Genomic DNA, 14,921 nt, shown 5'->3' with positions numbered 1-14,921 from the left:
TTAATGTTGTATAAACGATTAAATTTCGTGGGGGTCGTAACCAGCCTCTGTCTGACGATGCTGCCCATGGGCGCCGCTGCGCAAGAAACCGTGACGATAAAATATTCGAACTGGTTTCCTGGGAACTACTTCGCGCTTACAGATGTGATTGAACCTTGGTTCGCTGAAATCGAAAAGGTTACCGAAGGTCGCGTAAAGGTTGACATTCTTCCAAAGGTCGTTGGCACTCCCGCAAGCCAGTTCGACGTGGTGCGCGACGGTTTGGCTGACGCAGGCTGGTTCACCACCGGCTTCACGCCTGGGCGTTTTCCTGTGGCCGAGTTTGCCGATCTCCCGCTGACGTCCGATCGCGCTTCGATCCACGCGCCGGTATATGATCGCATCTATCGGGAATACCTGGAAGACTTCAATGTTTATGATGGTGTCCACGTTCTGACGACCTTCCCGCTCTCGGCATCGCATTTCTTTGTTAAGGGCAAAGTCATCAACAAGGCTGAAGATATCGCAGGTTTGAAGCTCAGGGCGCCGAGCTCCAACGTCATCGAGATCGTAAAGCTTCTTGACGGTGTTCCAATCACCAAAACGCCGGCAGAAGCCTATGAGATGTTGTCGACCGGCGTAATCGACGGCCAGGTCACGCTCCCCAGCACCTTGGTGGGTTTCAACCAGGCTGACCTGACCGACAGTGCCTACATGGTGCCTGGCGGCCTAACGGGCCCTGTCTCCATGATCATCGTCAACAGCAATACATGGGCCAAGATCTCCGAGGCTGACCGTGCAGCGATCATGGCAATCTCGGCCGACAAAGTTGCGGCAAAGTTTGGCGCGGAATGGGAGGCTCAGGACCTTGATGCGATCAAAGTGCTGAAAGCCGACTACAATTATAGTGTTGTAACGGCCTCCTCCGAAGATGTGGAGCACATGCGCACTCTGTTCGCACCGATCGAGGAGGATTGGCTCAAGCGCGCCAAGGAAAAGGGCTATGAGAAGCCCGAAGAGCTGCTTGAGGCATATCGTGCGGCGCTCATCGAAGAAGCGAAAAAGTAATAGGTTGATCCCGGACGCGGCGCCCTCAGGGGGCGCCGCGGCTTGACCGGATCAATCTGCCAATAATCATCAGCATGTCTTGCTCGAAATGATCCGCGTTTCCGCCGGTCTTGTTTCAAAAAGACCACTTCTATTTTTTGTGAGAGATCCCCTTTGACTGAACGTATCGTCGCGACCTACTGGATCGAAACCGCATACCCGCTAGAGGTAGCAGCCGCGGCAATGGCTGGTGAGCAATCCTCGGGCACGTTTCTCAAAATCCCCAATGAAGACGCAGAACTGAAAGCGCGTTCCGCAGCCGTGGTCGAGACGATCACGCCACTGGAGACCGTGTCGACACCCTCTCTGCCCGGTGCCATGACGCCGAAAGGTGTTTCCTCACCGAAATGGCAACGCGCGCAAGTGACGATTTCCTGGCCTCTCGCCAATATGGGAACGTCATTGCCCAACCTGCTGGCCACGATAGCGGGCAACCTCTTCGAATTGCAGCAATTTTCCGGACTGCGCCTGATCGACGTCGCCCCGCCACGGGCTTTTGCCGAGACCTACCAGGGCCCCGCATTTGGCATTACTGGCACACGAGAGCTTGCCGGAGTGTCCTCTGGCCCACTGGTCGGCACGATCATAAAACCATCAGTTGGCCTGTCGCCGGATCAGACCGCAGAGATCGTCAAGGATCTCGTTGAAGCCGGAATCGATTTCATCAAGGATGACGAGCTGCAGGCTGATGGGCCGCACTGTCCATTCGACGAACGCGTAACCAAGGTAATGGCAGTCATTCGTGATCACGCAGAGCGCACCGGGCGCAAACCGATGTACGCGTTCAATGTCACCGGTGAAACCGACGAGATGCTGCGGCGACATGACCGGGTCCGCGAAGAGGGCGGCACTTGTGTCATGGCGAGCCTCAACAGCGTGGGACTGGCCGGGTTCGGGGCATTGCGCCGCCACAGCCAACTGCCCATCCATGGCCATAGAAATGGATGGGGCCTTTTCTATCGCTCGCCCCATATCGGAATCGAGTACCGCGCCTGGCAAAAGCTTTGGCGGCTGGCGGGCGCGGATCACATGCATGTTAACGGGATTTCCAACAAATTTTCCGAGCCTGATCAAAGCGTTGTCGCCTCGGCGCGCGCTTGCCTGACACCTCTGTTCGAAGATGCCCCCTACCAGGCAATGCCGGTGTTTTCCTCTGGACAGACAGCCGTTCAGGCAGGGGAGACCTTCAAATCGGTGGGCAGCACTGACCTAATCTACTGCTGCGGAGGCGGTATTATCGGCCATCCTTCGGGAATTGCGGCTGGTGTCGAAAGTGTTCGCGATGCATGGCAGGCCGCCGTCGAAGGTGTGGCCCCGTCAGACTATGCACAGAACCGCCCCCATCTTGCACAAGCGTTGGAGTACTTTGAAAAGTGAGTGAAAAATCAAATCTACTGCTGACCTTTTATGGCGACGATTTCACAGGCTCGACCGACGCTATGGAGTCGCTCTGCCGAAACGGTGTGCCTGCTGTCTTGTTTCTGGAGGTTCCCTCTGCCCAACGCCTTGCCCAATTCGATGGTCTGCGCGCCATTGGAGTTGCCGGTAACAGCCGCAGCAAGTCACCGGACTGGATGAGCGAAAATCTACCGCCGATCTTCGAGGCGCTCAAGGAACTGGGCGCACCAGTTTGCCATTATAAGGTCTGCTCGACCTTCGACAGTGCGCCCCATACAGGCAGCATTGGGCGTGCGATCGACATTGGGGCGGATATTTTTTCATCCGCCTGCGTGCCAGTGATTGTTGGCGCCCCCAGCCTGCGTCGCTATCAAACATTTGGAAACCTATTCGCTGGCTTTGGGAGCGCTATCTATCGGATCGACCGTCATCCGGTGATGAGCGCCCATCCCATTACCCCCATGCACGAAGGTGACCTCCGCCTGCATCTTGGCCAGCAGACAGACCGGTCAATTGATCTGCTCGACATCGCGGAGATCCTTGGGGAGGACTATTGCGACTGCGACAGCAGATTGCGCGCCAACGGTGCCCAGGTGCTGTTTTACGACGTGGCGGACAAGGAGAGCAGCGCTCGCGCAGGAGAACTCCTGTGGCGCAGCGCTCAAGAGGCTCCGGTCTTTTGCGCCGGTTCGTCCGGCGTCGAGTATGGTCTGGTGGAATATTGGCGAAGGTCCGGGCACATCGCGCCGGACGACGAACCGGCGCATCTGCGGAGCGAGGTCGATAAGCTTTTTGTCATGTCCGGTAGCTGCTCGCCCCTGACAGAGCGCCAAATTCTCTCGGCTTTGGATGCGGGTTTTGTGGGGCGACAGATCAGCCCGATCACCCTGCTGGACCCCGACCGGCAGGAAAGCGAAGTCGAAACCGTTATTGCGGATGTGGTGGCCGAGCTTGAAGCCGGAAAGAGCGTCGTCGCCTATACGGCACTCGGGGCCCCCACACAGGAGGAGCAAGAGTTGCAGGCGCGCGATCCGCACAAATTTTCCGACCAACTTTCGTCGATTCTGGCGCGGATATTCCGCGAGGTCCTGAAGCGTTCAAAGATTGGTCGGGCCATCGTCTCGGGGGGCGATACCTCCAGCGGCGTCGTCGCTGAAATGGGCATCTATGCCCTTTCAATGATTGCCCCGGCGGCGCCCGGAGCACCGTTGTGCCGGGTCCATGCGGAGGAGGGCACGTTCGACGGGATGGAGATCGTTCTCAAGGGTGGTCAGATGGGGACGGATAATTTTTTCGAGGAGATTCGCAGGTCGAACTGACTTGTGACTGCGCAGATGGAAGGTATCGGACGGTACTCCGCGATCGCCGTTCCGGAAAAGGATTGGATAGGCTGCCGGTCACTTTGCCGGCACAGGCAAATCCAACACGCCGGGCGCGGTTCATAACCCCTTTTATTCAATAGGAGCTTATCATGCTGAAAGTGGAAGTCGAAAAAGGGCCGAATGGCCGCATCATTCTCATGGACTCGATCACGAAGGTGACAGCGGATGATGCTGGCACTATTGTGGTTTCCGCCTCGCATGGCGGGGCAAGTTCTGGTGAATTCGCCTGCGAAGTGCCGCTCAAGATCGTGTTTTTCAACGACGCCGGTGTGGGGAAAGACGACGCGGGTATCGCGGCGCTGTCGATGCTGCAGGAAAGAGGTGTTGCAGCGGGTGCCACCTCTCATACCTCCGGCCGGATTGGCGAGGCACAGGATATGTGGGATCACGGGGAAATTTCGCATCTCAACGATGCGGCCAAGGCGCTTGGGCTAACGGTCGGTGGGAGCCTGCGGGACCAACTTCAAAAACTTGTCGAGACTGGCCTGTGACTGTGCAAATGCCGCATCGCGGCTCGGGCTTGGGGGATATTACATCAAAGCGGCGCACCTAAGACTTCAGCCGCTGGTTCCCCTTTTGGTTTGATCTGTGATTCATCCTTTGCAGGAGGATGTTTCATGTCAGCAGCACTACCGGCTGCGTTCTGGGCGCGGTTTGAAGCATATTTCAAAAAGGTATGCGCTGTAACCTGCCGCATAGCTCTTGCTGGTTCGCCGCACCCGCGACCCGAACACGGTGGCATCAATGTCCCGAACGACTAAGCCTGCGCTTGATCGTTGCCCATGCTTCGCGCTAACTGGTTGCTGAGTAATCAGGAATGAAAATTTGACCACATCTTCCAAACGGCCGCTCACCCTCCGCGATGTATCCGAGGCCTGCGGTGTCTCGGAAATGACCGTGAGCAGGGTTCTGCGAAAGAGAGGGGATGTATCGGAAGCCACACGCAACAAGGTGTTGGCTGCGGCAAAGGAGCTGGGATACGTGCCAAATCAGATTGCCGGGTCGCTGGCTTCTCAACGGGTGAACCTGGTGGCGGTCATCATCCCTTCGCTGTCCAACATGGTTTTCCCTGAAGTCCTGAATGGCATCAATCAGGTCCTTGAGGACACGCCGCTGCAACCCGTGGTCGGCGTAACGGACTACCTGCCCGAAAAAGAGGAACGGGTGCTTTACGAAATGCTGTCCTGGCGGCCATCGGGTGTGATCATCGCAGGGCTGGAACATTCAGACGCGACCCGCGCGATGCTCAAGAACGCGGGCATTCCCGTGGTCGAGATCATGGACACCGACGGTCGGCCCGTTGACGCGATGGTGGGTATCTCGCATCGCCGGGCCGGGCGTGAAATGGCCAATGCGATCCTCAAGGAAGGGTATGAACATATCGGGTTCATGGGCACCAAGATGCCGCTGGACCACCGCGCGCGCAAACGATTTGAAGGATTCACCGAAGCGCTGGCCAAGGCGGGCGTCGAGATTGAGGATCGCGCGTTCTATTCCGGGGGGTCCGCGCTGGCCAAGGGTCGGGAAATGACGCAGGAGATGCTGGAACGCTCACCGGACTTGGATTTCCTTTATTATTCCAATGACATGATCGGTGCAGGCGGCCTTTTGTATCTGATTGACCAGAAAATCGACATACCGGGTCAGATCGGTCTGGCCGGATTCAACGGTGTCGAACTGTTGCAGGGTCTGCCACGGCAATTGGCGACGATGGATGCCTGCCGGAGCGAGATTGGCCAGGCGGCGGCGAAAATCGTTCTGAACTACACGTCCGAGACACCGGACCCGGATGTTCCGACGCAGGTTACAATGACCCCGACCCTGTCGTTCGGAGACACCCTGCGCCGCCATCGCCGCTAATCATGCTGACCCTGGACAACGGCCAGGCGCGGCGGATTTTCCTTGACCGGCACGGCCTGTCCGACGCCCCTGTGGGCGAAGCAAAGGGCGCGGCGCTGCACGGATTGATCCATGATCTTGGCTTTGTGCAGCTTGACAGCATCAACACCGTGGCCCGCGCGCATGACCTGATCCTGTTTTCACGCAGGCAACGGTACAGGCCAAAAGCGCTGAAACACCTCTACGAGCGAGACAAGGCGCTGTTCGAGCACTGGACACATGATGCGGCGGTCATTCCGATGGAGTTCTATCCGCAGTGGCATCTCAGACGGCAGCGCGACGCCGAAAAGCTGCGCGCGCGGTGGCGCAACTGGCGGCGGGATGGGTTTGAGAAACGGTTTCAGAATGTACTGGACCAGATCGCAGCCGAAGGACCGCTGAGTTCTTCCGATGTCGGAAAGGGTGAAACACGCGGTTCCGGCGGCTGGTGGGACTGGCACCCTTCCAAGACCGCGCTGGAATACCTGTGGCGTTCCGGTGCGCTCTGCGTTGTCGGGCGTGACGGCTTCAAGAAGCGTTACGACCTGACGGAACGGGTGATCGAACAACATCTGCACGATCCGGCAAACTGCCCCGATACCGCCGCCACGATTGACTGGTGCTGCGATCAGGCGCTTTCACGGCTGGGGTTTGCCACCCACACCGAGATTGCCGCCTTCTGGGATCATGTCACCCCGGCCGAGGCGCGCGACTGGTGCGCCGAGGCGCTGGCGGCAGGAGCGCTGGAACAGGTGCAGATTACCGGGGCAGACGGGTCGGTCAAACTCGCTTTCGCGCGACCGGGTCTTGATCAGGACCCTGCCCGCGACAAGGCGCCCACCGGTCGCCTGCGGGTGCTCAGCCCTTTCGACCCGGCCCTGCGGGACCGGAACCGCGCCGAACGGCTGTTCGGGTTCAACTACCGGATCGAGGTCTTTGTACCGCAAGCGAAACGCACCTTTGGCTACTACGTTTTTCCCATTCTGGAAGGCGACCGCATCGTTGGTCGCGTCGACATGAAGGCCTTTCGCAATGAGGATGTGTTGCGCGTCAGTGCGCTGTGGCCGGAGGGCAGGATACGCTGGGGCAGCGGGCGGCAACGCGCCTTCGAGGCTGAACTGGAAAGACTGTGCAAGCTTGCCGGTGTCAGCAAGGTCGCATTCGAGGACGGCTGGCTGTGCGCCTCAGCGCAGAACTATCTCTGACAAATCGCCAGCCGCGGTTCTGAGCCGGTCCAGATGCGCCTCCAGGTCACCGATAGTGACGCGCTGGGTCGGTGCGTGGATGGAAAGAGTGGACATCAGCCGCTGTTGATCGTCCCAGATCGGAACAGCGATTGCGACCATACCCTCCATGAACTCCTCGTCATCGGTAGAATATTCTAGCGTCCGAACATCTTCGATCGCATGACGCAGGGCATCAGGATCAGTCAATGTTCTTGCTGTCTGCGGCTCCAGCGCTGCCGACGACAGATATTTGCCCAACATCCGCGACGGCAAGGTAGACAGGTACATCTTGCCGCTGGCGGTACAGTGAAAGGGAACCGTGGTGCCAACAGGCAGTTGGATGCGCAGGGGCCATTTCGTTTCGACCCGGTCAAGATAGACCATCCCGTCCCGGTCCGGCATCGCGACATTGCAGGTTTCGCCGATGTCTTCGGTCAGCGCGTTCAGAACGGCGAGGCGCACGGTCCGCACCCGGCTGGAGGACAGCACGTTGACCGACAGCTTGCGCAGCCGCTGCCCCGCTGAATAGGACCGCCCGTCAATGTCGCGCTGAAGGAAGCCCTCTTGCTCAAGCCTGTGGAACAGGCGATGCACTGTGGGTTTCGGCAAGCCCAGAACCTCGTTCGCGGCGGTAGGGGTCATCGGGGCCCCGACGCGCGCGATCTCTTCCAGCAAGAGCAGCAGACGCAAATTCGTCGGTATCGCCTTTTCGCGTCCGCCGATATCGTCCATTGCGCTTCATCCGTCCGGGTTATGCCGCGCCCCAATCAGGTCCAGAAGGTAAGAGCCCCGATCCAGATCGGCATATGCTCGTACAGGTAACCTCCGGGCAGCAGCGTTTTCGATAGAGACGGGAAATACGCGACCGCGACCCACACTGCAACAATTGATCCAGGATAGACCGTCGCGTAACGCAGCAATCGGAAATTAGGCACACATGTCACGCCGGAAATCTGCGTCCTGCCGCCCCGATCACCCTAACAATGACATTTTACAAACATTTTGTTGATGTTTTGTGAATTCGTGCAATGATGCTCCGAGAGAATCAAAGGCAAGACATTCATGACCCGAAAGCCCGCCAAATGAGCCGCCAAGTCGTCGTGATCGGCGCAGGCATTGTCGGCATATCAACCGCGATCTGGCTGCGCCGGGCGGGTCTGGAAGTGACGGTGATCGACCGCGGCCTGCCCGGCACTGGCACGTCTCATGGCAACGCGGGGGTGCTGGCGGCATGCTCCATGGTGCCGGTCACCGCGCCGGGCCTGCTGCGCAAGGCGCCGATGATGATGCTGAACAGCAACTTCCCGCTGTTCCTGCGGTGGTCATACGTGCCCCGTCTGCTGCCATGGCTGCGCCGCTACATGTCCCACGCCAATGATGCAGACACCCGGCGCATTGCGCGGGGGTTGACCCCGATCGTCGGCGACAGTGTCGAACAGCACAAGAGCTTGTGTGGCGAACTGGGCCTTGGAGACTGGGTGACGGACAGCGACTATTGCTTTGCCTACGCCGACCGCGCCGCGTTCGAGGCGGACAAATACGCCTGGGAACTGCGCAGGGAGGCCGGTTTCGTACCCGAATTGATCGAAGGGTCGGCGGTGCAGGACTATGACCCTGCCCTTGGCCCTGACATCACCTTTCTTGCGGTGATGAAAGACCATGGATTCATCCGCAGCCCCGGCGGCTATGTCCAGGCGCTGGCCAAGGCGCTGACGGATCGTGGCGGCAAGATCCTTCAGGCCGAGGTCACGGATTTTGACCTGACGGATGGCAAGATCACTGGCGTGCAAACCAGCACAGGTGCCATTCCCTGCAACGCCGCCGTGCTGGCAACAGGCGTCTGGTCGAAACCGATGATGGCCAAGCTGGGGCTGAACGTGCCTTTGGAAAGCGAACGCGGCTATCACGTGGTTTTTGAGGGTGCGACAGGCGGACCGCGACAACCAACGATGATTGCCAGCGGCAAATTCGTGGCAACACCCATGGAACAGGGCCTGCGCTGCGCCGGTATCGTGGAATTTGGCGGGCTGGAGGCCGGACCGTCGCGCGCGCCCCTCGACCTGCTGCGCCGCCACGTCATGGGCGCCTTTCCCGGCCTCAGCGCCACCGATGAAATCGAATGGCTGGGGCACAGACCCGCCCCCAGCGACAGCCTGCCATTGATCGGCGAGGTTGGACAAAGCCGGGTCTTTACCGCCTTCGGGCATCATCACATCGGGTTGACGGGCGGTCCGAAAACGGGCCGACTGGTCGCCGGATTGATCACCGGGCAACCGGTCAACACCGACCTTGCCCCCTATCACCCTCAGCGCTTCCAATAGCGCGTTCACAAAACCAACCGGGAGACGAAAAAATGAAACGCACACAGAAACTGATGGCAACTGCGGCAACAGCCGCCTTGACGCTTGGCACCGCCCTGCCTGCCTTTGCCGCAGAAAAATGGGACATGCCGATGGCCTATTCGGCGTCAAATTTCCACTCCGAGAATGGCGTGGAATTCGCGAAATGCGTGACCGACGGCACAAGCGGCGAAATTGAAATTACGGTTCACCCCGGCGGCGCGCTGTTTGCGGGCGCAGACATCAAGCGTGCGATCCAGACTGGTCAGGTTCAGATCGGTGAACGCCTGCTGTCCGGTCACCAGAACGAAAACGCGCTGTTCGGCTTTGACAGCGTCCCGTTCCTTGCCCCCTCCTTTGATGACAGCGGCAAACTCTGGGAGGCCGCCAAGCCCGAAATCGAAGCGCTGCTGGAGGAGCAGGGGCTGCACCTGCTCTACAACGTGCCGTGGCCACCGCAGGGCCTGTACTTCAAGAAAGAAGTGAACAGCGTTGAAGACATGGCGGGCGTCAAATTCCGCTCTTACAACAACACCACTGCGCGTCTGGCTGAATTGACGGGCATGGCCCCTGTCACAATCGAAGCCGCCGAAGTCAGTCAGGCCTTTGCCACCGGCGTAGCGGAATCCATGGTTTCCTCGGGTGCGACCGGTTATGATCAGAAGGTCTGGGAAAGCCTGACGCACTTCTACGAAGTCGATGCCTGGCTGCCGCGCAACTATGTGATGGTGAACGCGGATGTCTGGTCGGGCGTTTCAGACGCCAATAAGGAAGTGATCAACACCTGCGCCTCCGAAGCGGAGGCGCGCGGCTTGCAGAAATCCAAGGACTATACCCAGTTCACCTATGACGGTCTGAAAGAAGGCGGCATGAGCGTGCAGCCTGCCAGTGAGGAACTGATGTCGGGCCTGCGCGAAATTGGTGAGACGATGACCGCCGAATGGCTCGAAGCCGCAGGCGAGAATGGCCGGAAGCTGGTCGACAGCTACAAGTCGATGAACTGATCATCGACAGCTTTGGCGGCCCGGTTCAACGGGCCGCCCTTCCTTTTCGGACAAGGAGGCGCTTGGCGTGACAGCACTGCGCAAAACTCTCGATACGCTCTACGTTGCGGCGGGCGCCTTGGCGGCTGTCTGCCTGGTGGCGATCTTGCTGCTGATTGTGGCGCAGATGGTCGCGCGATGGACCGGGGCCGTCTTTCCCGGTGCCGCGAGCTATGCCGGATACGCCATGGCCGGGGCCAGTTTCCTTGCCTTTGCCAATGCGCTGAATCGCGGCACGCACATTCGCGTGTCGATGCTTCTCAATGTCCTGTCGAAGGGACCAAGACGCCTGCTTGAGATCTGGTGCTTTGGTCTGGCGGCGGTGATTGCCTGGTACTTCACCTATTACGCCTATTGGTTTGTCTATTGGTCGTGGAAGTTCAAGGAAATCAGCCAGGATCAGGACGCCACCCTGCTGTGGATTCCGCAATCGGTGATGGTGGCGGGCGGTGCAATCCTTGCCATCGCGCTGACCGACAACCTGCTGCACATCATTATCAGGGGCAATCACCGCCTCACCCGCGACCTCGTCGATCAAAGCTTCGGAGAATGATGCCATGACCGAAGTTTACGCCATCACGCTTTTCCTCTTTGTCCTTTTCTTCCTGCTGGGCACCGGCGTCTGGGTCGGTCTGGCCCTGATGGGGGTGGCCTGGGTCGGGATGGAGCTGTTCACCACCCGCCCCGTCGGCGACACGATGATCACGACAATCTGGGCCTCGTCGAGTTCCTGGACCCTGACTGCCCTGCCCCTTTTCATCTGGATGGGTGAAATTCTGTACCGCACCCGATTGTCCGAGGACATGTTCAAGGGTCTCGCCCCCTGGCTGGCGCGCCTGCCGGGCGGGTTGGTGCATACCAATATCGTCGGCTGTACCGTCTTTGCCGCTGTGTCCGGGTCTTCGGCCGCGACGCTGACAACCGTGGGCAAGATGTCGATCCCCGAATTGCGCAGCCGCAACTACCCCGAAAAGATGATCATCGGCACGCTGGCCGGGGCGGCGACGCTGGGCCTGATGATCCCGCCGTCACTGGCATTGATCGTCTATGGCGTAACCGTGAACGAAAGCATCACCAAGCTGTTCTTTGCCGGCGTCCTTCCGGGGCTGATCCTTGCTGTCATGTTCATGGGCTATGTCGCCGTGATCTCGCTGACCTCGAAGGACTGGAACCCAACGCAGGAAGTGGACATGAGCTTTGCCGACAAGCTGCGCAATTCGCGCTTTCTGCTGCCTGTCTTTGCGCTGATCACGGTTGTGATCGGGTCGATGTACCTGGGATTTGCCACCGCGACCGAGGCGGCGGCAATCGGCGTGATCGGGGCGCTTGTGCTGGCGCTGTTCCAGGGCTCGCTCAACTGGGGCAGCTTCCGCGAAAGCCTCATGGGGGCGATGCGCACCTCCGCCATGATCGCGCTGATCCTCGCCGGAGCGGCATTTCTGAAACTGTCCATGGGCTTTACCGGCCTGCCCCGCGCGCTGGCCGACGGCATCGCGGCGATGGAGCTGACGCGGTTTCAGCTGCTGATGGCGCTGCTGGTGTTCTACATCGTGCTTGGCATGTTCCTTGATGGCATTTCGTCAGTCGTGCTGACCATGGCGGTTGTTGAACCGATGGTGCGCGGCGCTGGGATCGACCTGATCTGGTTCGGCATCTTTGTCGTGGTCGTGGTGGAGATGGCACAGATCACGCCGCCCATCGGATTCAACCTGTTCGTGTTGCAAGGCATGACGGATCACGAAATGGGCTATATCACCAAGGCAGCCCTGCCAATGTTCGCGATTATGGTCGTGATGGTCTTTTTCCTGATCTGGTTTCCCGAAATCGCAACCTGGTTGCCGGAAAATCTGCGCAATGGACCGAACTAAAGCCCATGTATGCTGACCCGCCTTCTCTCATTGGCTTCGACCCACGCGCGCCTGTGCCTGATTGCAGGGCTGGCCGGGGGCCTGCTGCTGCCCGGTCTCGCCGCCACGCTGGTGCCTTGGCTGCCGTTGATGGTCGCTGCCCTGCTCACGATCACCGCGCTGCGGATCGGCCATCGCGCCGCCTGGGGTGCCGGGGGCGATCTGCGCTGGGGGCTGGCTTCCGTTGTGATACTGCAGACGCTGCTTCCGCTGGCAGTGTTAGGGCTCCTGACACTGCTTGGGCTGCAAGACACGCCCGCCGCGCTGGCCATCGTGCTGACCTGTGCGGCACCGGCGATCACCGGCAGCGTCAACCTGGCACTGATGCTGGGGCTGGATGCCGGGCGCATGATGCAGATCCTCGTGCTGGGGACTGCCGCCTTTCCGTTGACCATGCTGCCGGTTCTGGCGGTTCTGCCCCAGGCGGGCGACCCGCAACAGGTCGTATTGGCCGCGCTCAGGCTGCTGGTCGTGATCGTGCTGGCGACCGGCGCGGGGTTTGCGCTGCGCGCCTGGTTGTTTCCACGCCCGACCATACGCCAGATCAAGGCGCTGGATGGCGCGTCGGTGCTGGCCTTTTCGATGATCGTCGTCGGTCTGATGGCCGCGCTGAACCCCGCTTTGCGCAGCGATCCTTGGCAAGTTCTGACCTGGGCCCTGCTCGCCTTTGCCATCAGCTACCTCTTGCAAATCTGCACCCTGCTGGGCCTGAGGCTCACCCGTCTTCGGGCGCTGGCCGGGCCGCTCGCCCTTGGGGCTGGCAACCGAAATATCGCGATATTCCTGGTTGCCTTGTCGCCCGAAGTGCTTGGCCCCTTGATGATCTTTATTGGCTGCTGGCAACTGCCGATGTACCTGACGCCCATGCTCCTGCCGAAACTTTACCAATGGACATTGCGCAATGACTGACTGGCCGCAAATCCGCCGTGTCGGGCTGTCCGGCATTCTGATCACCTTTGCCGAGGCGATGACAGAACCCGCCAACCGCGCCGCACTGGCCCTGCGCGCGGCGGTCGAGGGCGCGGATTGGCCAGAGGTCACCGAGACAAGCACATCGCTTGTTTCCACCTTCCTGCAAGTGAACCTTGCCCTGACACCGGCCGAGGAGATGACCGAAAGGCTGAATGACCTGCTGTCCAGCCGCGATTGGTACAAGGCCGATCTGCCCCCCGGTCGGACCCTTTGGCACATCCCCACAGTCTACGGCACCGATCTTGCGCCGCAGCTTGAGGAAGCCGCCGAAGTGGCCGGTGTCGACCCGGACGAGGCGATCCGGCAAATCTCCGAAGCACGGGTGCGTGTGCTGACCATCGGTTTCGCCCCCGGCCAGCCCTATCTGGGCGAGCTGAGCGAGACCTGGAACATTCCCCGCCAACAGACTCTGTCGAAATCCGTTCCCGCCGGTGCGCTGATCATCGCGATCCGGCAACTGGTGCTGTTCACCAATGCCTCCCCCACCGGCTGGCGTCACATCGGCCAGACCGCGTTCCGCACCTTCCGCCCCGAAAGCGAGGAAGCCTTTGCCCTCTCGCCGGGAGATGAGCTGTGCTTTCCTGCGATCAACACCGCCGAACTGGAGAAAATCCGCAGCAATGATCAATCCGGCGACGGCGGCGCGAGCAGGGAGGTGCTGGCATGAGCGCGACATTGACCGTTGTGCAGGCCGGCCCGGCGCTGAGCATTCAGGATTTCGGCCGCACGGGATACCGCGCGCAGGGGCTGACCAAGGGCGGTGCTGCCGATCCCATTGCCCTGCACGAGGGCGCCGCCCTGCTGCGCCAGCCCGCCGGTGCCGCCATCGAAATGGTCGGCGCAGGTGGCACGTTTACCAGCGACACCGACCTGCGCATTGCCCTCACCGGGGCCGCGATGACGGCCAATATCGACGGGGCTGCGATTATCTGGAATGCCAGCCATCTTTTGCCTGCGGGTGCGAAGCTGACCATTGGCGGGGCAACGGGCGGGACCTATGGTTATCTGCACATCGGCGGCGGGCTCGCCACGCCAGAGTTGATGGGGTCGCGGTCCAGCCACCTGAGCGCGGGGCTGGGGGCAGCGCTGAAAACCGGCGACACGCTGGCAATCGGCCCCGACAAGGGATCGGATACCGGCATGGCCCTGCCGCGCGACAACCGTTTCGATGGCGGCACCGTCCATGTGGTGGAAAGCATGCAGACGGGTCATTTCAGCGTTGAAACACGCGACCGCTTTACCCAGACAACGTTCAAACGCGATCCACGCGCCAACCGGCAGGGCGTCCGGATGGACAGTGATGGCGAGGGGTTCTTCTCTGACGGTCAATTGAGCATCGTCTCTGAAGTGATTGTGCAGGGTGACATCCAGATCACCGGCGACGGCGCGCCCTTCGTGCTGATGTGCGAAAGCCAGACAACCGGTGGCTATCCGCGCATCGCGACTGTCCTTCCCGCCGATCTGCCGCGCGTCGCACAGGCCCCGACCGGTGCCGCAATCCGGTTCGAGTTCGTCTCGCTGGACAAGGCCATCGCCATTGAACAGCGCGCTGCCGCTGATCTGAAGGCCCTGCCCGGCAAACGCTATCCACTGGTCCGCAATCCCGCTGAAATGCGTGATCTGCTGGCCTATCAACTGATTGGCGGCGCGGTGTCTGCCAATGCAAACCCATTTGAAGAGGAGTCGTGAC

At 60.2% G+C, this 14,921-nt stretch carries 14 protein-coding genes; 13 read left to right on the top strand and 1 reads right to left on the bottom strand.

Features of this window, described 5'->3' with window-relative positions:
* Positions 1-3: 3 nt before the first annotated feature.
* The 6 genes from A8B82_RS10305 (at position 4) to A8B82_RS10280 (ending at position 6,949) form a co-directional block, all read left to right on the top strand.
* Complete coding sequence (locus A8B82_RS10305; protein ID WP_082899238.1) at positions 4-1,047, top strand: TRAP transporter substrate-binding protein; 1,044 nt, start codon at positions 4-6, stop codon at positions 1,045-1,047.
* Between the two features lie 153 nt (positions 1,048-1,200).
* Positions 1,201-2,463: a ribulose-bisphosphate carboxylase large subunit family protein gene (locus A8B82_RS10300; RefSeq protein ID WP_067291697.1), complete on the top strand. Its 1,263-nt coding sequence runs from the start codon at positions 1,201-1,203 to the stop codon at positions 2,461-2,463.
* Entirely contained in the window at positions 2,460-3,803 is a 1,344-nt protein-coding gene (locus tag A8B82_RS10295) for a four-carbon acid sugar kinase family protein (RefSeq protein WP_067291694.1), read from the top strand. Before A8B82_RS10300 ends, A8B82_RS10295 begins: the two co-directional genes overlap by 4 nt.
* 152 nt (positions 3,804-3,955) lie before the next feature.
* Positions 3,956-4,357 (top strand): hypothetical protein, encoded by a 402-nt coding sequence (locus A8B82_RS10290; protein ID WP_067291692.1) that lies wholly within the window; start codon positions 3,956-3,958, stop codon positions 4,355-4,357.
* A gap of 334 nt (positions 4,358-4,691) precedes the next feature.
* A complete protein-coding gene (locus tag A8B82_RS10285; protein WP_067291689.1) occupies positions 4,692-5,726 on the top strand; it encodes a LacI family DNA-binding transcriptional regulator in 1,035 nt (344 codons plus the stop codon).
* A gap of 2 nt (positions 5,727-5,728) precedes the next feature.
* Complete coding sequence (locus A8B82_RS10280) at positions 5,729-6,949, top strand: winged helix-turn-helix domain-containing protein (protein WP_067291687.1); 1,221 nt, start codon at positions 5,729-5,731, stop codon at positions 6,947-6,949.
* Here the strand turns inward: A8B82_RS10280 and A8B82_RS10275 are convergent.
* Positions 6,929-7,702, bottom strand: coding sequence for an IclR family transcriptional regulator (locus tag A8B82_RS10275; RefSeq protein WP_067291684.1), 774 nt, complete (start codon positions 7,700-7,702; stop codon positions 6,929-6,931). The genes A8B82_RS10280 and A8B82_RS10275 overlap by 21 nt on opposite strands.
* A gap of 350 nt (positions 7,703-8,052) precedes the next feature.
* Between A8B82_RS10275 and A8B82_RS10270 the strand changes: the two genes are divergently transcribed.
* The 7 genes from A8B82_RS10270 to A8B82_RS10240 all read left to right on the top strand — a co-directional run bounded on the left by A8B82_RS10270 (position 8,053) and on the right by A8B82_RS10240 (position 14,920).
* On the top strand, positions 8,053-9,291 hold the full coding sequence (locus A8B82_RS10270) for an NAD(P)/FAD-dependent oxidoreductase (RefSeq protein ID WP_067291682.1): 1,239 nt from the start codon (positions 8,053-8,055) through the stop codon (positions 9,289-9,291).
* Between the two features lie 32 nt (positions 9,292-9,323).
* Positions 9,324-10,313: a TRAP transporter substrate-binding protein gene (locus A8B82_RS10265; protein ID WP_067291680.1), complete on the top strand. Its 990-nt coding sequence runs from the start codon at positions 9,324-9,326 to the stop codon at positions 10,311-10,313.
* 67 nt (positions 10,314-10,380) lie between these two features.
* On the top strand, positions 10,381-10,905 hold the full coding sequence (locus A8B82_RS10260) for a TRAP transporter small permease (RefSeq protein ID WP_067291677.1): 525 nt from the start codon (positions 10,381-10,383) through the stop codon (positions 10,903-10,905).
* Between the two features lie 4 nt (positions 10,906-10,909).
* Entirely contained in the window at positions 10,910-12,220 is a 1,311-nt protein-coding gene (locus tag A8B82_RS10255) for a TRAP transporter large permease (protein ID WP_067291675.1), read from the top strand.
* Positions 12,221-12,229: 9 nt separating this feature from the next.
* Complete coding sequence (locus tag A8B82_RS10250; protein ID WP_067291672.1) at positions 12,230-13,168, top strand: hypothetical protein; 939 nt, start codon at positions 12,230-12,232, stop codon at positions 13,166-13,168.
* Positions 13,161-13,898 (top strand): 5-oxoprolinase subunit B family protein, encoded by a 738-nt coding sequence (locus A8B82_RS10245; RefSeq protein ID WP_067291670.1) that lies wholly within the window; start codon positions 13,161-13,163, stop codon positions 13,896-13,898. The genes A8B82_RS10250 and A8B82_RS10245 overlap by 8 nt, the downstream gene beginning before the upstream one ends.
* Positions 13,895-14,920, top strand: a complete 1,026-nt coding sequence (locus A8B82_RS10240) for a biotin-dependent carboxyltransferase family protein (protein ID WP_067291668.1) — start codon at positions 13,895-13,897, stop codon at positions 14,918-14,920. The genes A8B82_RS10245 and A8B82_RS10240 overlap by 4 nt, the downstream gene beginning before the upstream one ends.
* Position 14,921 lies beyond the last annotated feature (1 nt).

The sequence above is a fragment of the Sulfitobacter sp. EhC04 genome, from assembly GCF_001650875.1.
GTDB lineage: Bacteria > Pseudomonadota > Alphaproteobacteria > Rhodobacterales > Rhodobacteraceae > Sulfitobacter.
Note: the sequence above shows the minus strand (reverse complement) of the source record. Positions and strands in the feature narration are given on the sequence as shown.